The 17,813-nt window shown below is 57.1% G+C and carries 15 protein-coding genes and 1 pseudogene; 9 read left to right on the plus strand and 7 right to left on the minus strand.

All coding sequences use genetic code 11. From position 1 onward, the window contains the following. Window positions 1-207 precede the first annotated feature (207 nt). Together ACVWZG_RS13235 and serA are read right to left on the minus strand one after the other, a co-directional pair. Window positions 208-1,509 carry a bifunctional folylpolyglutamate synthase/dihydrofolate synthase gene (locus ACVWZG_RS13235; protein ID WP_457395072.1) on the minus strand — a complete coding sequence of 434 codons (1,302 nt, stop codon included), beginning with the start codon at window positions 1,507-1,509 and terminating at the stop codon, window positions 208-210. Between the two features lie 76 nt (window positions 1,510-1,585). Then, window positions 1,586-3,166 carry a phosphoglycerate dehydrogenase gene (serA, locus tag ACVWZG_RS13240; RefSeq protein WP_414332254.1) on the minus strand — a complete coding sequence of 527 codons (1,581 nt, stop codon included), beginning with the start codon at window positions 3,164-3,166 and terminating at the stop codon, window positions 1,586-1,588. Window positions 3,167-3,399: 233 nt separating this feature from the next. Between serA and ACVWZG_RS13245 the strand changes: the two genes are divergently transcribed. The 8 genes from ACVWZG_RS13245 to ACVWZG_RS13280 all read left to right on the plus strand — a co-directional run bounded on the left by ACVWZG_RS13245 (window position 3,400) and on the right by ACVWZG_RS13280 (window position 12,773). Beyond that, the gene (locus ACVWZG_RS13245; protein ID WP_457407422.1) at window positions 3,400-4,611 is read left to right on the plus strand and encodes an acetate kinase; all 1,212 of its coding nucleotides are present in this window, start codon (window positions 3,400-3,402) and stop codon (window positions 4,609-4,611) included. 118 nt (window positions 4,612-4,729) lie between these two features. Continuing rightward, window positions 4,730-5,194, plus strand: coding sequence for a hypothetical protein (locus ACVWZG_RS13250; RefSeq protein WP_414351297.1), 465 nt, complete (start codon window positions 4,730-4,732; stop codon window positions 5,192-5,194). A 529-nt stretch (window positions 5,195-5,723) separates the two neighbouring features. Further along, the gene (locus ACVWZG_RS13255) at window positions 5,724-6,266 is read left to right on the plus strand and encodes an FHA domain-containing protein (RefSeq protein ID WP_457415420.1); all 543 of its coding nucleotides are present in this window, start codon (window positions 5,724-5,726) and stop codon (window positions 6,264-6,266) included. 169 nt (window positions 6,267-6,435) lie between these two features. Beyond that, on the plus strand, window positions 6,436-8,457 hold the full coding sequence (locus tag ACVWZG_RS13260; RefSeq protein ID WP_414332258.1) for an FHA domain-containing protein: 2,022 nt from the start codon (window positions 6,436-6,438) through the stop codon (window positions 8,455-8,457). A gap of 246 nt (window positions 8,458-8,703) precedes the next feature. Next, entirely contained in the window at window positions 8,704-9,156 is a 453-nt protein-coding gene (locus ACVWZG_RS13265; protein ID WP_457407424.1) for a hypothetical protein, read from the plus strand. A 121-nt stretch (window positions 9,157-9,277) separates the two neighbouring features. Next, a complete protein-coding gene (gene ispE, locus ACVWZG_RS13270) occupies window positions 9,278-10,213 on the plus strand; it encodes a 4-(cytidine 5'-diphospho)-2-C-methyl-D-erythritol kinase (RefSeq protein ID WP_414408431.1) in 936 nt (311 codons plus the stop codon). A 154-nt stretch (window positions 10,214-10,367) separates the two neighbouring features. Next, window positions 10,368-11,720, plus strand: coding sequence for an acetyl-CoA carboxylase biotin carboxylase subunit (gene accC / locus ACVWZG_RS13275; RefSeq protein ID WP_414423734.1), 1,353 nt, complete (start codon window positions 10,368-10,370; stop codon window positions 11,718-11,720). Between the two features lie 72 nt (window positions 11,721-11,792). Further along, on the plus strand, window positions 11,793-12,773 hold the full coding sequence (locus ACVWZG_RS13280; RefSeq protein WP_457407426.1) for a tyrosine-type recombinase/integrase: 981 nt from the start codon (window positions 11,793-11,795) through the stop codon (window positions 12,771-12,773). 165 nt (window positions 12,774-12,938) lie between these two features. Here the strand turns inward: ACVWZG_RS13280 and ACVWZG_RS13285 are convergent, their stop codons facing one another. The 4 genes and pseudogenes from ACVWZG_RS13285 to ACVWZG_RS13300 all read right to left on the minus strand — a co-directional run bounded on the left by ACVWZG_RS13285 (window position 12,939) and on the right by ACVWZG_RS13300 (window position 15,509). Further along, the gene (locus ACVWZG_RS13285) at window positions 12,939-13,964 is read right to left on the minus strand and encodes a hypothetical protein (RefSeq protein ID WP_011433009.1); all 1,026 of its coding nucleotides are present in this window, start codon (window positions 13,962-13,964) and stop codon (window positions 12,939-12,941) included. Then, window positions 13,955-14,557, minus strand: coding sequence for a J domain-containing protein (locus ACVWZG_RS13290; RefSeq protein ID WP_083757641.1), 603 nt, complete (start codon window positions 14,555-14,557; stop codon window positions 13,955-13,957). Before ACVWZG_RS13290 ends, ACVWZG_RS13285 begins: the two co-directional genes overlap by 10 nt. 150 nt (window positions 14,558-14,707) lie before the next feature. Further along, window positions 14,708-14,890 (minus strand): annotated as a pseudogene (locus ACVWZG_RS13295) (ATP-binding cassette domain-containing protein); the annotation flags it as partial. 193 nt (window positions 14,891-15,083) lie between these two features. Next, window positions 15,084-15,509 (minus strand): hypothetical protein, encoded by a 426-nt coding sequence (locus tag ACVWZG_RS13300; protein WP_457394981.1) that lies wholly within the window; start codon window positions 15,507-15,509, stop codon window positions 15,084-15,086. Between the two features lie 130 nt (window positions 15,510-15,639). On the opposite strand from ACVWZG_RS13300, the gene ACVWZG_RS13305 reads away from it, so the two are divergent. Continuing rightward, on the plus strand, window positions 15,640-16,275 hold the full coding sequence (locus ACVWZG_RS13305) for an exopolysaccharide biosynthesis protein (RefSeq protein ID WP_457394984.1): 636 nt from the start codon (window positions 15,640-15,642) through the stop codon (window positions 16,273-16,275). A gap of 35 nt (window positions 16,276-16,310) precedes the next feature. On the opposite strand, the gene ACVWZG_RS13310 is transcribed toward ACVWZG_RS13305, so the two are convergent. Then, window positions 16,311-17,450, minus strand: a complete 1,140-nt coding sequence (locus ACVWZG_RS13310) for an S-layer homology domain-containing protein (protein ID WP_457394986.1) — start codon at window positions 17,448-17,450, stop codon at window positions 16,311-16,313. Window positions 17,451-17,813: the final 363 nt, after the last annotated feature.

A 17,813-nucleotide genomic window follows, 5' to 3' on the forward strand; every position in this document is an offset into this window, starting at 1 on the left:
AACTCGGACGTGAAACGCATCAGCGGCGAACCTACTGGCAGGGCGACCTGCTGGCAACCTAGCTCGGTGCCAGGCCCACCACCCTAACCCAATCAGTAGGAGAGTATCTTGATCAAGTGATAGTGGTTGAGAGCTAGTTTTTGTTCATAGCTCCTCTCTCTTTATAAGAGAGGAGCTCAGGTTTTGCATAAGGTTTCACCTGTCAGTTCAACAGGCTAGATCCCATCCCAAACATTCCTGCATCACCTGGCCCAATAGGTACAGGGATCCGCAGATTACAGCTGGTGGCTCAGTGAGGTTTTTCGGCTTGAGCAACTGAGCCCGAAGAGCGGAGAGATTGGGCAGTGCCCGTGCCGAGGCGAGATGAGGCTGCAGAGTCTGGGCTAGCTGAGCAAGTTGCTCGGGATCCGTCCCAGAGTGGCCGGCAATTGGCAGAGCGAAAAAGCAATCTCCTGGTCGCAGCAGGGTGCTGAGAATGCCCTGGACATCTTTGGTGGTGAGGATGCCCACATACCAGGTGAGGGGGCCAGGTTGATACTTATCCAGATAGCGACGGAGAGCCTGGGCAGCGGGTAAGTTGTGGGCTCCATCCATCAGCAACTGGCGGGATCCAATCTGCACCCGCTGTAGGCGCCCCGGCCAACGGGTGATGGCAAATCCTTTTTCTACAGTGGCATCCGGGATCCGCCAGCCCTGTTGCTGTAGAGTTTCTACAACGGCAAGAGCTACTGCCGCATTGGTGAGTTGTACATCGCCGCTGAGGGGCAGGGTGAGGAGCTGCCCTCGCCATTGGGCGGTTTGAGGCTCTGACCATTGTAGAGGGTCGACCACCCTCAGGGGGCTTTGCAACTGCTCTGCCTTGGCTTGGATAACTGCTGTGACCTCTGGAGTTTGGGGTGCGCACACTGCCGGGATCCCTGGCTTGAGAATACCCGCCTTTTCAGAGGCAATTTGGGGAAGGCTGTTGCCCAAGCGCTGCCAATGATCCCAGCCAATGGAGGTGATAGCCGTTACCACTGGCTCGATCCCAGCATTGGTAGCATCCAGCCGCCCCCCCAGGCCCACTTCTATCACTGCCACATCCACCTTTTGCCAGCGGAAGTACAGCCAAGCGGCAGCGGTGATAACCTCAAACTGGGTGGGAGAAGCCTCGTCAGGGGCATAGGTTTGTAGGCAGTCTCGCACCTGGGCCAGCGCTTGGCTCCAGTCGTTGGCGGAAATGTATTCCCCGTTCAGCCAAATCCGTTCCCGCCAGTCCACCAAATGGGGAGAGGTGTAGCGGCCCACACGATAGCCTGCCGCCCACAACACGTGGCTGACCCAGGCACAGACAGATCCTTTGCCGTTGGTGCCGGCTACGTGGATGGCCGGGATCCCAGCTTGGGGCTGTCCTAGACGCTGCAGCAAGACTTGCATGCGTTCCAGACTGAGATCCACACCAAAATGGCCCAGGGACTCCAGAAAGGCCGGCCAATCCCAGTCTGGGATCTGGGACAGGGTTAGGGACAAGTTGCTCTGGTTCAAGCAAAGACTCCGTCTTGCCAGGGTAGGTGAGATTTGGGATTTTTTCTAGGGATCAACAATTCTAGAGGTTCACTACAAAAGCGTCACGGATGCCCGGCTGCTTGAGCACCTCTTCTAGGATCCCATCCGGCAGGGGATCGTCCAAGCTGAGCACCATGACTGCATCGCCGCGGATGATCTTGCGCCCCACCTGCATGCTGGCGATGTTGACATTGTAGGCTCCCAGCAGGGTGCCAATCCGTCCGATGATTCCCGGCATATCCCGGTGCAGGGTCATCAGCATGTTGGCGGAAGGGGGCACATTCACCGGGAACTCGTCGATCTGGGTAATCCGCACCTCTCGCTCCCCAATCAACGCCCCCGAAACCGAGCGGATCCCATTGGGGCCGTGGGCAATCAACGTCAGGGATCCGGAATAATCTTTCAAGGAGGGATCTCGAGTTTCCACCACCCGAATGCCCCGTTCTTTGGCCTCGATGGAGGCGTTGACGTAGTTGACCCGCTCCCGCAGCGCCAGCGTCAAAAGCCCTTTGAGAGCGGCAATGACGATCGGCTGACCATCTTTTTCTGCCAGATCTCCCTGCAGGCGGATCTCCAACTGGTTGACGCGATCCCCCGCCAATTGGCCAACCAAGTTGCCCAGGGTTTCGGCCAAGTCCAGGTAGGGTCTGAGGTTTTGCAGCACCTCTGCCTGTAGGCCGGGGATGTTCACAGCAGAGCGGGCCGGCAGCCCCAGCAACACATCGCGGATCTGCTCGGCCACATCGATGGCCACGTTCACCTGGGCTTCTTCGGTGGAGGCCCCCAAGTGGGGAGTGAGCAGGACTTCTTTGCCCAGGGAAAACAGCGGGGAGTCCTTCAGGGGCTCGTTGGCAAATACATCCAAAGCCGCTCCGGCAATTTGGCCGGATTTCAGGGCTTCGTACAGGGCTTGTTCATCCACCAAACCGCCACGGGCGCAGTTGATCAGGCGGGCGGTCGGCTTCATCATGCGGAAGGTTTCGGCGTTGAACAGGTTGGTGGTTTCAGGGGTTTTGGGAACGTGCAAGGTGATGTAGTCCGATTCCTGCACCAAAGTTGTGAAGTCCACCAGGCGCACCCCCAGTTGCTCGGCCCGCTCCACGGATAGATAGGGGTCATAGGCCAGCAGCTTCATCCCCATCGCCTTGGCAATCTGGGCCACATGGGATCCAATCCGACCCAATCCGACAATCCCCAGCGTTTTTTTGTAGACTTCTACGCCGACAAACTCTTGCCGATTCCACAGGCCCGATTTCAGAGAGGCATTGGCATCAGGTATGTGGCGGGAGAGGGCCATCATTAAGGCAATGGCGTGCTCGGCAGCGGCAATGGTGTTGCCCTCTGGGGAGTTGACCACCAGGATCCCGGCTTTGGTTGCGGCAGGCACATCGATGTTGTCAACGCCAACGCCCGCCCGCCCGATGATCTTCAAGTTCGTCCCCGCCTCGATCACCTCTCGGGTAACCCGTGTACCGGAGCGCACCATGATGGCATCGTAGTTGGGGATGACCGCGATCAACTGCTCTGGGGTGAGCTGGGTTTGCACATCCACCTGAGCGACTTGGGAGAGAATGTCGATCCCCGCCTGATCGATGGGATCTGTGACGATGACTCTGGGCATAAGCAGCGTTAGTCCAGTGGGATGGAGGGCAACAGAAGTAGGGGAACAGATTACCCAAAAAATTGGGTCTAAAGCTCCGTCCTACCGCTACGCAGTTCGCCTTGGCCTCAGGAAGCTGCAGGAGGGCTTTAATGCTATGGTCATCCTTAGCGGCAGGGTAGTCAACCGCTCTGTTCAAGCAAGCGGGCTATAGGCCTTAAGCCCAGCAGTGCGAAGGCCAACGAAGACACGCTGTGAATATTCTGGTCGTCAATGCCGGTTCCAGCAGCCTCAAATCCTCCCTATTTCTGACGGTTGAGGGAAGGGTGGAGGCCACGCCCATCTGGCAAGCCCAGGTGGATTTCACCTACAAGCCGGGGGAGGCCCTCATCCAGACTCGTCGGCGAGGCGGTGGGTGGGAATCTTTTCCCTCCGCTTCACCTGAGGGAGGGATCGGCCAACTGGCCCCGCTGTTTCAAAGCCTCTGGCGAGGGGAGGGATCCCTGCTCCCGCAGGCGGCTGAGATCGGCGGCGTCGGCCATCGGGTGGTGCATGGGGGATCCCTGTACCGGCAGCCCACCTTAATTACGCCAGAGGTGGAGAGGGCGATTGAGCAATTGATCCCCTTGGCCCCAGCCCACAACCCTGCTGCGCTGGCTGGCATCCGTCTGCTAAGGCAACTGTTGCCGGGGATCCCTCAGGTGGCCGTTTTCGACACCGCCTTCCACCAGCAAATGCCTCTGGCCGCAGCCCTCTACCCCCTTCCCTACGCTTGGGCTGAACAAGGGATCCGCCGCTACGGGTTTCATGGCATCAACCACGAGCATTGCGCCCGTCGCGCTGCCGAGATCTTGAACCGACCCCTGGAGGAGTTGCGGCTGATCACTTGTCACCTGGGCAACGGCTGCTCGTTGGCGGCCATTCGCGGGGGCAGAAGTGTGGACACCACCATGGGCTACACCCCCCTGGAGGGCTTGATGATGGGATCCCGGTCGGGGTCAGTGGATCCGGGCATTTTGATCCATCAGTTGCGCCAGGGCATGAGTGTGGATGAACTGGATCGGATCTTGAACCGAGAATCGGGGTTGAAGGGCGTTTCCGGCCTGAGCAGCGATATGCGGGTTGTGTTGGAGGCAATGGAGGCAGGCCATGCCCGGGCGGAGCTGGCTTTTGAGCTGTTTGTTCACCGTCTGCGCAGCCAGATTGGGGCGATGCTCATGAGCTTGGATCGGCTGGATGCGCTGGTGTTCTCTGGGGGGATTGGGGAAAACTCGGCGCCGGTGCGGGCAGCAACCTGTGCAGATCTGGGTTTTTTAGGGATCCAGATCGACCCGGTTTTGAATGCCGGATCCCCCCGCAACTGCGATATCAGCACTTCGGATGCTCCGGTGCGGGTTCTGGTGATCTCAGCCCAAGAGGACTGGGCCATTGCCACAGCTTGCCAAAACCTTTTGCAAGGGGAATAGACGAAGGATTCCAGGCTGCTTCTCACCAGGTTCTCTCCTTTCCGCCCGCTGGCTTGGTGGAGACAAACTCTAGACAATAAGCTCAAAAAAAGAAGACCTTTTGGAGTGGAGGAAAACCATGCAGCGAAGGCATGAACGGATCCCAGTGCTGGTGCTGCTGAGCAGTGTTCTGGTGGGGTGTGGGGGCACGACCGGCAGCAGCGATCTTCTGCCCTTGCCGCCTCCCATACCTGCTCCATCCCTCACCATTACTGATCTCTCTCCGCGCACCGTCTTGGTGGGGCAAACTCCAACCTTTGTGGTGTCTTTCCGGGTAGAGGCCCCTGCCGGGATCCGGGGTTCCAACGCCTTTTTGGCTTCCGTCACCACCCCACTTGGCAATTTCGTAACCCTGGGAGCTTTTGATGCTGCTCAGTTGCCCGGCTGCTTCGTTGGGGCGACCACCTGCACCGTTACAGGGCTGACCCTGACCCAGAATCGCTTTACCCTCACTCAAACGGGATCCCATCAGCTCACCATCAGTGTGTTCGATCGGCAGGAGCGGCTGGGCAGCGGCAGTTTCCCATTTACCGGAGTGCTTTGAAAACGGTTTGGATAAAGACACAGAGGATACTAGTCTTGCAGGATCCCCAGAAACTCAAAACTCACTCTAGGCCCTATCTCTCAGGTGGATTTCTGAGGCTTCCGGCCAAGGGATCAGGCCACCTCGGTCAAACTTGAACGGCCTCGCCGTTCCTGAGGAGATCGAGTTTTGTTGCTTCAAATCGGGTGGGGATAAAGTCGAGTATGTAGTCACTCTAAACATCATGGTCTAAACATCATGAATGAAACCTTTCCGTCTGGCTCCCCTCTCCCTCTGGAAGAGGAGCTGAGGGTGGTCGCGGAAGCGGCGCGGAGCGTTTGGGCACGGTCTCCAGCAGGAATGTAACTCGGAGATCCCAACTCAGGTGATCCGGATCAGCGCAAGCCTTTGGTCAGGGGAGTAGGTTATAGTTATCCAAAAAGATAACAATTTTGACGAAAAAGACATCTTCTGCTTTCCCCAAGCTGACCTTTGGATATGCTGAAGCCGATCTAGGGAATGGAGGCGCTGAACTGTGGAGAATGGGATCGTGTGTCAACTCACTTTAGAATGGACCGAGGCCGACCGGCGCCGATCGCAAACGGTTTTGCCTGTCCCCTCTAAGCTGGTTACCATTGGACGGGATCCCAGCTGTGATGTGGTGCTCAATGACCCAACTCGCTCGGTCTCAGGAGTTCACGCCGGGCTTTATTTTGATCCCAAAACCTTAAACTTTCACATTCGCAACTTAACTCGGGATCGTTTGCCTCCTAAGCAGCCCAACCCCGTCTGGGTGAATGGCCGAAAAATAATTCAGGAAGAGCTTGCGCTTGAGGCCAATAGCCAAATTCAGTTGGGGCACATTGTGCTGAGGGTGAAGTCTATAGAAGTGGCCAGGAAGAATCAGGGGGTTCCCCTCAGCCGCGGCACTTTGGACGCCCTCAAGGTTAAGTGCAGCCGCCTGGAAAACCCTCACTACCTACCCCCGGAATATCAGGGCCAGAATTGTCCCTACTGTGGGCATTTGGTTTTGAGCGCTACCTTGGTGATCCCTCCTCCAGAAGCTGGCAAAGCCCCGCAATCTCCTGCCTAGGGCAACGATTCTTCCCACGGATCCCGGCGGCCAATCCAAGTCCATAAGGGATTGAAGAAAGGGATCCCGGGCAAACCAAAAGTGACCTGTGAGGTCGCGCTGTTCTGTGTTTTCTCAATGGCCTCTTCATGATCTTTGTACATGATCTTTGTAAAGGTGAGCAGAAGCTATGCAAATTCAACTGAGCTGGGAAGATCCCATCACCGAAGAACAGCAGGAGCTGATTTTTCCATTGCCTCTTGCCTTGGGCAGGGAGCTGGCCCAATTGCCACAGGAATGGCAAGGTCGAGAAGTGGCGCGGGCTGTGTTTGCCAGCCAGGAGATCTCCCGTTATCACGCCCTCGTCTATCTCGGTGAGGATGGCCAGGTCATCTATGAAGATCGCAGTGCCAACGGCAGCCGCATCAATGGGGAAAAAATCCGTCAGGCACGCCGGGTGCTCCAGGGGGGAGAAGTGGTGGAGCTTGGCCCCTACAGCATCACCGTGGGTTTGGTGTCCCCCAGGGATCCCAATGCCACCCTTCTGACCGCCACCCCTACTCTTTTGCTGGAGCCGCGCACCGAACTGATTCGCCCGGCCACCCAACCCGACACTGCATTTGAGGTTCCCCCGGCTTCCACGGTGGTTTTTGCCCCAGAGCAGCTTCCTGAAGTGCGGCCTGGCTCGGATTTTCCGCCGCCGGATTTGTTTCGAGCTGAGCAAATTGCCCTGAGCGCCCTCAAAGCCACCGGACTACCTGTGGAAGAGACCCTCTATTTGGCCTTGGGCGGCGGTATCGGCAGCTTTGTCTGGGTGGATACCCTGCGCATCTACGGGGTCAGACCGGAACACATCCGCGTCATCAGCATTGCCCGCAAACCCTACGAACGGTATGAACGGCTTTTGACCAACTGCCAGATCCCCCGCTGGAAGCGAATTCGCTCTGGCTCCGATTCTTGCCCGGACAACATTTGGGGCTGGCCCGGCTATGCCCTGCGAGATGCTTGGCGTTCCTTTTTCTCTGGCCGATTGTTGGAAGCACTCGGTTTTTTGTGGCAGGTATTTAGTGAGCCCTTGTTGGCAGATACCTATACGCCGCGGGCGGGGGATGTATTTGCCTCAATGGATCGGGAGGCAGCCCGAATTGGTTGGGAGCAAATGTTGTGTTACGGCCATATTCGCGCCATTCGCAAAACGGAGGATGGGCGATATGTGGTGGCCTATTCGGCAACGCGGCCCGGCCATACGGATCACCGTTTTATGGTGGCCAAGTATCTCCATTTGGCAACTGGATATCCGGCCATCAAGTTGCTCAACGACCTGCAGGAGTTTCGCGAAAAAACAGGAGATTTGAGATCGGTGGTACACGGCTATGAGCCTCATGATCACGTTTATGAGCAGTTGGAGAAACAAGGTGGCACCGTCCTAATTCGGGGATTTGGGATCGTCGCCTCTCAGGTGATGGAACGCCTTTACGAAGCCCGCAAAGTCAACCCCCGCATCTCGGTGGTGCATCTGAGCCGTGCGCCCAAAAGCGGTAATCGCTTCGGACGAGCCAAACGGGCAGTGGATAACCATTGGGAGTTTCAGCCCTTCAACTGGCCCAAGGGCACTTGGGGAGGAGTTCTGCGTGCCAAATTGGAAGCGGCGACCCCCCTGGAACGGCGCGAACTGCTGGAAGCTTGGGGCGGCACCACGACAGCAAGTCGGCGGAAATGGCGGCGGATCGTGCGGCAAGGGTTGCGAGAGGGCTGGTACTCGATTGTGTTCGGCAAGGTGGAGTCGGTGGTTCCCGGCGACAAGGGTAAGCCGGTAACCTACATTCGAGGTACCCACAACAACACGCAATTAAAGGTGGAGGCCGATTTCGTTATCGACTGTACGGGTTTGGTTTCGGATCCCATGACCAATCCTCTCCTCAACGATCTAATTACCCACTACAACCTGCCCCTCAATCCTCACGGGCGCTTGCATGTCTCCAACGACTTTGAGCTGGTGGAGATGCGCAACCGGGATGGGCGAATGTACGCCGCTGGGATCATCACCTTGGGCGGGCCCTATGCGCCGGTGGATACGTTTTTGGGTTTACAGTACTGTGCCCATCGCTCGGTGGAACACCTGGCTCGACTGCGGGCACCGGGGGTCAAAGGCTTAGAAGGGATCCGATCCCTGTGGCAATGGTGCAAGTGGGCCCTAAACATCAGCCCCTAGCTTGCCGACATTGGGCAACGCTCCTGGATTTTGCCGGATGTTTATGGTTATCAACGCTATTGTTGGCGACACATCATGGCTATTCCCCATCCCGTTGAACCTGGTGAAAGGGGTGTTGCGTTGATCCCCAACTCTTCTATACCAAAGGGGGAAGGGTTGGGGGTGAGGGCCAGAAGGTTCCCTCAAACAGACTGGGAGCGACACGGATCCTGATGATCTCGATTGGCAAAACTGCGGGAGGAAAAAATGACTCCGACCTTGATTGGCCGCTGGCAAACTCGCATTTTCTTATTGGCCACCGTTGGTGTTTTGGCAAGTTTACCCTTTTATTTTGGGATCACCGGACATGGCGGCAGCCTCACCTATTTTTGGGTATTGCTCTACGTGGGTCTGTTTGGCTGTGTTTGGGATGTTGTTTATAACTACCTGATGGGGTGGATGTGGGATCACGATTGGCCTGGGATCCTTCAGCTTTTGGCCGGCATTTGGGAAGGGCTTTTTTTGGGTACAGTCTTGAAGGTGGTGGGTCTGCCTCATATCCCAAGACAACGGTTTGATTTGGGAGATTTTATTCTCCACTACAGTGTGGTCTGGGTTTGCCTTTACCTCAGCGCTTGGGTGGTGATGCGCATTTTGTTTCCCCGCTGGCGCTTTCGCGGTGGAGAGTGGCTGGGGCCATGGCCTCGCTCTGGCAGCTAGAGAGGGGATCCACTGCCGCTAGAATCAGGCTGGGAGACCTCCCCGGATAAGTCTGTGTTTTGATCAGGTCTGTACAGGCTAAGGGGAGTTGAGACTTGTTGCTGACCCAGATTTTCACCCCATGCAAGCCTGTACCCTGATTGCCCGCGCCAAGATCAACCTCTACCTGGAAATCCTAGGCTCCCGTCCTGATGGGTATTCAGAGGTGGCGATGGTGTTGCAGAGCATTCATTTGGCGGATCGACTGCAGTTGAAGAGCCGTCCTCACGGGATCCACCTCACCTGCGATCGTCCAGAAGTGCCTGCAGATGCCCGCAACCTTGCCTATCAAGCCGCTGAGCTGCTGCAAAAAGAGTGTCACTCTGCCGCTGGCGTGGAGATTCACATCGAAAAGCACATTCCGGTGGCAGCAGGTTTGGCGGGGGGCTCGGCTGATGCGGCGGCGGTTTTGGTGGGGTTAAACCAACTGTGGGGGCTGGGCCTGACGGTGGGAGAGTTGCAGAGTTTGGCAGCCCGCTTGGGATCCGACATTCCCTTCTGTATCCAGGGGGGAACGCAACTGGCCACCGGGCGCGGGGAAGTTTTGGAGCCGCTGGCCGATTGGGAAGGGATCCCTGTGCTGCTGGCCAAGCCCAAGCACCTGGGGGTTTCCACCGCCTGGGCCTATCAAGCCTTTCGTTCTCGTCAGGGGAGCTTGGGAGGGGATGCCCTACCCAAACCCACACTGCCCACCTTGCCGCAGGCGTTGGCGGCTCTCAGCCGTCAGGATCCGCCGGCGTTAGCCAGGAGTTTGCGCAATGACTTGGAACAGGTGGTTTTGCCGGAGTACGCGATTGTAGGGGAACTGCGCCAAGCTCTTCTCTCGGCGGGGGCCCTGGGATCCCTGATGTCGGGGTCGGGGCCAACGGTCTTCGGAATCATGCCCAGCCTGGAGCTGGCCGCCCAAGTGCGCAACACCCTGCGTCACCAGTTTCAGGATGTAGAGTTTTGGGTGACGCAGTTTGCCCCCACTGGGATTCTGCTGCAGCCGGATCCCTGTAGCCTCAGTCCTACCTAGGTTGTCGACTGGATGGGCTGAATGTGGGATCCCCACCAGCCTTCTCTATTCTTCCCTCTGGTTGGCATAGTAGGATGAGCACCTAAACTTAACCTTGCGTTCACAGACTGCTGGCTTTAGCGGTCAAGTTATCTCTCTGCTCTGAACCTCCCTCATGCCGCCCATCACCAAGATCCTGATCGCCAACCGGGGTGAGATTGCCCTGCGCATCATCCGCACCTGTCAGGAAATGGGGATCCGAACTGTGGCCGTTTACTCCACTGCGGATCAGAACTCCCTGCACGTCCAACTGGCGGACGAGGCCGTTTGCGTAGGAGATGCCCCGGTGGCCAAAAGCTACCTCAACATTCCCAACATCATCTCGGCAGCCCTCACCCGCGGGGCCACTGCCATTCATCCGGGCTATGGGTTCTTGGCGGAGAATGCCAAATTTGCCGAGATGTGTGCCGACCACAACTTGATCTTCATCGGCCCCTCGCCAGAGGCGATGCGCAAGATGGGCGACAAGGCCACGGCCCGCGAGACCATGCAAGCGGTGGGGGTGCCGACGGTGCCGGGCAGCCGCGGGTTGATCACCTCTGAGGAGGAGGCAGTGAAGCTGGCGGAGAAAATCGGCTACCCCGTGATCATCAAAGCCACCGCCGGTGGCGGGGGGCGGGGTATGCGGGTGGCGCGGGATGCCCAGGAGCTGCTGAAGATGCTGCGCACCGCTCAGGGGGAAGCCCAAGCAGCCTTTGGCAACGGCGGGGTTTACTTGGAGAAGTTCATCGAGCGCCCCCGTCATGTGGAGTTTCAGATCTTGGCGGATAGTCAGGGCAATGTGGTGCATCTGTACGAGCGGGATTGCTCCATTCAACGGCGGCATCAAAAGCTGTTGGAAGAGGCCCCCAGCCCGGCTTTGACTGCAAGCTTGCGCGCCCGCATGGGAGCAGCGGCGGTGAAAGCGGCCAAGGTGGTGAATTATGTGGGGGTGGGCACGGTGGAGTTTTTGCTGGACAAAAATGGCCAGTTCTACTTCATCGAGATGAACACCCGCATCCAGGTGGAGCATCCGGTTACTGAGATGGTGACCGGGCTGGATCTGATTGCCGAGCAGATTCGCATTGCCCAAGGTCAACCCCTCACCTTTCGCCAGAAGGATGTGGAGTTGCGGGGCCATGCCATCGAATGCCGCATCAACGCCGAGGATCCCAAGCAGCAGTTTCGGCCTTGCGCGGGCACGATCAGTGCCTATTTGCCCCCTGGGGGGCCGGGGGTGCGCATGGATTCCCACATCTACACCGACTACACCATTCCCCCCTACTACGATTCGCTGTTGGGCAAGCTGATCGTCTGGGGGCCTAACCGGGCAGCAGCCATCCGCCGCATGCAGCGGGCTTTGGGGGAATGTGCCATCACTGGGGTGCCCACCACGATCCCTTTCCACCAGCAGATCCTGCGCCACGAGGCTTTTTTGCGGGGCGAGGTGTACACGGACTTCATCGCTCAGCATTTGATGCCGGGGTAGGGGCCGAGTCCAAGCTGGAGCTTGCTCGCAGGGGAAGGATAGAGTTGGTTGAGGGTTGCCAGTGGGCTAAAGATGAGGGATCCCCGACCTGGTCAGGTTCGACAGACTCAACCGAGCGGCCCTGCTCCCAGTCTCAGCCATCTGGCGGCGCAATTTTTGCAGGAGCGGGAGCGGGATCTGGCCCCTGCCAGCCGCCGTACCTACCGCATTGCTCTGGAGCAGTTTGCCAAAACTTGCCCGGTGCCGCTGCCCCAGGTGCAGCCTGTCCACGTTCAGTCCTTTTTGAACAGCTTGAAAGGGCGACCATTCCAAAGCCGCTCTGGCCAGCGGATCCATCCGCCCGCTTCCCCGGCCACCTACAACCTCAAGCGGTTGGCCTTGCAACAATTTTTTGAATGGGCCAGCCAACGGGGCTACCTTCAAGATCCCCTGCCCACCCAAGCCATTCGACCTGCCCGCCTACCCGCTCGTTTGCCTCGCGATCTGGATCGGTTGTTGTTGCAGCGGGTGTTGCAGCGGGCCCAAAACCATTCTCTGCGCTACGCGGCTTTGATTCGCCTGATGCTGGAGTGCGGGCTGCGGGCCCAGGAGCTGTTGGACTTAACCGTTCAAGATTTTCAAATCAGCCCTGAGGGATCCCTGTTGGAAGTGCGCTGTGGCAAGGGGAGCAAACCCCGCACTGTGGCAGTAGGGGATCCCCTCTCCGAGCTGTTGCAACAGTATCTGAGCCGAGAACGGGGCCCGTGCGCGCCGACGGATCCCTTGTTTGTTTCCCAATCTCGCTGCTTGGCCTACCGGGGGCGCCCCCTCACCTACGATGGCCTGCGGCATATTGTGCTCAAGCTAACCGAGCCTGAGCCGGGACATCAAACCCCTCACCAGTTTCGCCACAGTTTTGCCACCTTGTTGCTGGATCGCGGCGTTGCCCCCGAACATATCCAGCACCTGCTGGGCCACACAACTGCCGCCATGACGATGCGCTACACCCAGCGGGCCAACTTGAGAGCAGCCATCGCCCGTTCCCGCGAGATCTTAAATCAGGGCTTGGTTTAGGGATCCCTGGCTGTACTATGGCCTCTGTCGTTTCCAGTGAGACAGACGCGGATTGCTCGCAGAAAGAGGGATCCCCAAAAAGAGATCAACGATCCTCAAGGACGGACAAACCTGACTAAGGTGGTTTGGAATGACCTGAAAACAACCGATAACCAATGGGTTATTTCAAGTTACACGCTGGAGAGGAATGTAGAGCACATGCTCTCTCCCCTTGCCAATGGGCAACTGCGGCCCAAGACTGGCCTTCTGTTGTCCCAACCAGATGATCAGGTTTTTGTTCTCAGGATAGTATTCCAAAACATACTTGATGAAGTCATCAATTGTACATGGCTCGTTGAAACCTCCCATCCACTGATGAAAGTGGCTATGCACTTCGCTGGCTATAGTAATCAGGTTGGAAAGATTTGCTGCAATCTTTGGATAGTGCGCTTCAGAGTAGAGATGGTGAACCGTTAGGCTACTGGCTGTTTTTCGAGTAACTCTACAGAGATTTTTATCCCTTCTTCTTGCAAGCTCTTTTGCTCTTTCTATCTGCCTTTGTCTATCCTGGATTGTCTTGACGATTGCCTGAATCTGGGGTTCAATGCGTTCGCCAACATCTCGACACCAGTCTTTTCTGTGGTTTTGCTTGAGGACTTCTACCATAATCTTGGCAAGCTCATAGATGCCTCGCAAAGAGAGGTAGACAGTGTCGTCGTTGCCAAAGCGTGTGTAATGAACGTCTTTGATGAGTTTACTTTGTTTTGATGCAATCTCAAGCGCTTTCTTAAGGTAATCAGTTCGAGTTCCAAAGATCGTCACAACATCTTGAAGAGATAGCCAAAACTGATCTTGTCTTCTGACCAGAGAGGAGCTGTTTTCGAGGATCCTATGATCCACCAGAGCCTTCTGCCTCTTGCGATACTCTTCCTTGAACCAATTCCTAATGCTTGTGCTAATGCTTGTGTCTGTAGAGTACTTACGACCTTGCTCTGACCTAGACCTTAAAAAGGATAAAATGGCGTAAGCACCAGACTGCGTGTATTCTCTCAGCCCCGAACTTTTGTTGATAACGCGATAGTCTTTACCTTCCACCAGTTCCCACTCATCATCAGGGATACTGTCAAAGTAGGCTTCAATCTCCCTGAGTTCCTCAAGGCTGATACCCAAAAATTCGGCGAGCTTGTTTGAAGAAACATAGACTATAGCCATTGCTCAAATTTCTCCGTAAGGCTTTTGTAGAAGAGAGTCAATCGCTGGAAAATTTTGTCATCCCCGGTTGGAGAATCGGGATGGTAGATCTTGCTCAGGCGATAAAAGGCAGCTTTGATGTCCTCATTGGTAGCTCGATCGGGGTCAAGTCCAAAAACCCGCCATGGCAAGTCGTACTTGAAGATGTTGATCCCGTTGATGCAGCCATACCCCTCTTCCCCCTCTTCGTTGGGAAGGATCCCGATGTGCTGACGATAAATGCGCTCCAAATCGTCTATGTTGGATAAGCTCAGCTTGCCCATGCCGCTGGTTGCCAGTTTGAAGCTGGCTGACTTTCTCAGCTCGGCTGCGTTTTTAACGCCAAAGTGGTTGTAAATCGCTTTCTGCAGCTCTTTGACAGACAACCGAGGCGGTGGCTGTAGCTGCCTGACCACAAACCGCGCAAAATTCTCCAGGAGTTCCTTAGAGATGCCGTAGGTATCGGAAAGGCGCTGGATTTCTGCAGCAATCGCCCCTTGCGGATCGGGCTTGGTCTCTTCTCTTGAGGTTGCCCTAGTTGTTTTTGGTTTTGTGCTGGCGGCTTTTTTGGGCATGGCTTCCCCTCAAGTCAGTGATGCCAAGTGTAGATCCGCACAAAACTTATAGGCTGTCTGTGAATTTATTTGCACAATGATGCAGACAATCTTAGGTCAGTGTAACAATGTTGCCGGTACCTGTAAAGCTTTGCACCACATAAGCTTCGCCATACCGATGCCCAGTTGGATGGCTTGGTGTGGGGAGCAGATCCGCACTGGGCGGCCCCGCAGGCGAATCTCGCCAGCATCCGGCTGGTAGAGGCCCGCCAGCATGTTCATCAGGGTGGTTTTCCCGGCGCCATTCTCCCCCCGGAGAGCGTAAATCTCCCCGGCCCGTAGTTCAAAGTCCACGCTAGAGCGCCCCCAGCTTGCCTGTTCGGTTGAGTTCCCCCGCCAGGATCCCTACCAGACAGGCTCTCTCATAAAAAGGCTGATCATAAATGGAAGGCTCTCTGAAGAAAGAGGTACACAGGTTGAGTACCACCTTTCCTTGGCAGTGAACGTATTTCCGGCTACTTTTCAGCGCCAACTTGGGGCCGCCCCTTCAGCTTTTGGGGATCAGCCGCTTCGGACAGGCAGCACGGATGTGGGATTCGCTCAGGTCGGGCATGAGAGCCAAGGCCCGCTGAGCATCAATTTGCGCTTCGCACACTGCCTCCAGTACCTGCTCAGCCATCAAGGAAAGGGGCATATCGGCGGTTTGCTCGGGATCGGTATCCAGGGAAATTTGTCGGACTCCCACAGGGGGGGGTGGCAACACCGGCGGAGCTGCCTGCGGGGATAGGGTGGTGGAAGTGCCCACCTCCAACTGCGCTTCTGCCAGGGCCACACCGTGCCCCACCATCAACAGGGATCCCAGCAACAGGAGCCATCCCAGCCCACGCCCCCCTTTGCGGAACTGAGTCGGAGCCTTCTGCTGTCGCTCAAGGCTGCTGATGTTTACGGCCCTCTTGAACCTGTCACCGAGCATGTCACCTCTCCGAAACCACCCCTTTGCTCAAGATATCCAACACAACTTGAATTTGCAGTAGGCTATCGTTGGCCCTCCAGGTAATGCCCACCCGTTGCCAAACTTTGCCCGCTCCAGCCCTGCCCCCTCTATGGCCCGTCTGTCTCAAGAGCTAGCCCGGTTTTCCCGCCTTCCCGAGAGCCCAGAGCAACCCGAACCCTCCCCGGAAGGGTTGATCCGCATCGAAGACATTCTAAAACTGGCGGGCGAGCGCAGTTTTGGCTTGTTTTTGGCGGTGCTCTCTTTCCCTTCTGCTTTGCCTCTGCCGGCTCCCGGCTATTCCACTCCCTTTGGCGTGGTCATCCTGTTGCTGGCCGCACAAATGCTGGCAGGGCGAACCACTCCTTGGCTGCCGAAATGGGTGTTGCAGACCTCTGTTGAGCGGAGGCAATTTCAAAAGTGGGCGCAGGCCGGGATCCCGTGGCTGCAGCGTATTGAAAAAATTGCCCGCCCCCGTTGGAAGCAGCTTTGCACCACACGGCTCGGCCAAGTCTGGCTGGGCACCTGGATCGGCTTGATGGGGATTTCCATGATCATCCCCGTTCCAGGCACCAACACCCTGCCGGCAATGGGGGTTTTCGTCACCGCCTTTGGCCTCCTGGAAGAAGACGGGATCCTGTGCAGCTTGGGATCCCTGATCTGTGTAGCAGGAGGACTGCTGACCACTTCCATTTTGATCGGCCTGTGGTTGGGGGGAACAACCCTTTTGGATTGGCTGGGGAGATAGCCGTGCCGACACCGCTTATTCCGGCCTTGCACCGGTTATCGGGATGTCGGGGCCAGCGCCAGATCCTGAGTGAGGCGCAACTCGATCACCTGATTGGGATCCAGCACCACCACCTGCGGCGCCGTTACATTGCCGATCACCGCTCCGGCCACCCCTGCCCCCAGCACTTCCTCTGTGGCAATGGCATTGTCTCCGGTTACCAAGCCGAGAATAGCGCCTGCTGCTGCACCGATGGCCGCATCCTGAATGATTTTGCCTGTGGTGGTGTAGCGGGGATCCTTGACATCGTGGATGATGTCCGATTGGGCAGCCAAGGGGAACAGTTGGTTGTTGACGATAATGCTTTCCGCCACAAAACGGGTGCCCCCTGGGGCCGGCTCAAAGCGGCCATCCACCCGTGAGCCAAAAGGCACCAGAATATCCCCCTGGGCGTTGCGAATCGGGTTGCGGACGATCAAAGACATGGGCCGGGTTTCGTTGGGGGCAATGAAGAGGCGCTCGTTGAAGGGGGTGGTGGTTTGCATCAGGGTGCCCGCCGCTAGGGTGGAAAGGCGCAGGTCAAAGCCTGGCTGGGAACCGGAGAGGGATCCCCCTGGGTTTTGCGCCACCAAGGATCCCCGGCTGAGCATGGCCTGGTGGGTGAAGGCTGCTACCTCGGCGCGAGTGGCGGGACGGTTGGGTTCCAAGAGCATCGGGTCTGGATAATTGACGATCAACCCGGCGCGGTTGGCCGCCGCAAGTTGTGCCAGGGCCCAATTGGGGATGGCTGCCGCATCTCGGTAGCGGCTGAAGAGATCGCTGGGCTGAGCGGCTGGGATCGCTCCCGTGTTGCCAATGGCGTTGGTCAAAACCACCAGCGCTTCGGTGCGGGTAACGGGCTGTTCAGGACGGAAGGTGCCATCAGGAAAGCCTGCGACTAAGTTGTTGGCCGCTGCCGTCGAGATGGCACTGGCTGCCCAGTGGGTGGGGGGCACATCCCGGAAGCCGATGAAAGTACCGGAGGTATTGCGGAGGCGGAAAGCGGTATTGACAATGGTGGCAAACTGAGCGCGGGTCACCGGCTCATTGGGGCGGAAGGTGCCATCGGGGAAGCCGTTCAACACTCCTTGAGCGGAGAGGGTCTCAATGTAGGCTTGGGCCCAGTGACCAAAGGTGTCGCGAAAAGGGGCGGCCATGGCCACCTGGCAGTGGATGCCCAAGACAGCTCCCGATAGGAGTATGCCTGCTGCACGTGGAGTTAAAAGAGAGGGAAACATCGTTCGTTCACCGAGTTGTCGTAGCGCCCATTGCTGGGTCGATGGCTACTTTTATTCTGGCTATTTCCTCAGTGATGACAATGGCGGAAACCCTTGCTCTGAGGTAATTTGAGCGTTTCTAACCTAAGATTTGCAGCAAAACGCAACTGCAGAGGATTGATAAGGAAACCCCTAAATCTCTGTCGCGTCAGCTAGAAATCGCAGGAGCCCCGCACTGTACCCGTAGGGTCAGTGCCGGGAGGAATGCGCTTTGATGAAGTACAATGAACTTATGAGCCAAGT

Source organism: Thermostichus sp. OS-CIW-33 (genome assembly GCF_054059615.1).

Bases quoted from the DNA above. Each gene is read 5' to 3' on its own strand.
- ACVWZG_RS13310 (WP_457394986.1), bottom strand. From the start codon at position 17,450: ATGGCCGCCCCTTTTCGCGACACCTTTGGTCACTGGGCCCAAGCCTAC.
- ACVWZG_RS13305 (WP_457394984.1), top strand. From the start codon at position 15,640: ATGGCCCGTCTGTCTCAAGAGCTAGCCCGGTTTTCCCGCCTTCCCGAG.
- ACVWZG_RS13280 (WP_457407426.1), top strand. From the start codon at position 11,793: ATGAGGGATCCCCGACCTGGTCAGGTTCGACAGACTCAACCGAGCGGC.
- ACVWZG_RS13300 (WP_457394981.1), bottom strand. From the start codon at position 15,509: ATGCTCGGTGACAGGTTCAAGAGGGCCGTAAACATCAGCAGCCTTGAG.
- ACVWZG_RS13260 (WP_414332258.1), top strand. From the start codon at position 6,436: ATGCAAATTCAACTGAGCTGGGAAGATCCCATCACCGAAGAACAGCAG.
- serA (WP_414332254.1), bottom strand. From the start codon at position 3,166: ATGCCCAGAGTCATCGTCACAGATCCCATCGATCAGGCGGGGATCGAC.
- ispE (WP_414408431.1), top strand. From the start codon at position 9,278: ATGCAAGCCTGTACCCTGATTGCCCGCGCCAAGATCAACCTCTACCTG.
- ACVWZG_RS13250 (WP_414351297.1), top strand. From the start codon at position 4,730: ATGCAGCGAAGGCATGAACGGATCCCAGTGCTGGTGCTGCTGAGCAGT.
- ACVWZG_RS13290 (WP_083757641.1), bottom strand. From the start codon at position 14,557: ATGCCCAAAAAAGCCGCCAGCACAAAACCAAAAACAACTAGGGCAACC.
- ACVWZG_RS13285 (WP_011433009.1), bottom strand. From the start codon at position 13,964: ATGGCTATAGTCTATGTTTCTTCAAACAAGCTCGCCGAATTTTTGGGT.
- accC (WP_414423734.1), top strand. From the start codon at position 10,368: ATGCCGCCCATCACCAAGATCCTGATCGCCAACCGGGGTGAGATTGCC.
- ACVWZG_RS13265 (WP_457407424.1), top strand. From the start codon at position 8,704: ATGACTCCGACCTTGATTGGCCGCTGGCAAACTCGCATTTTCTTATTG.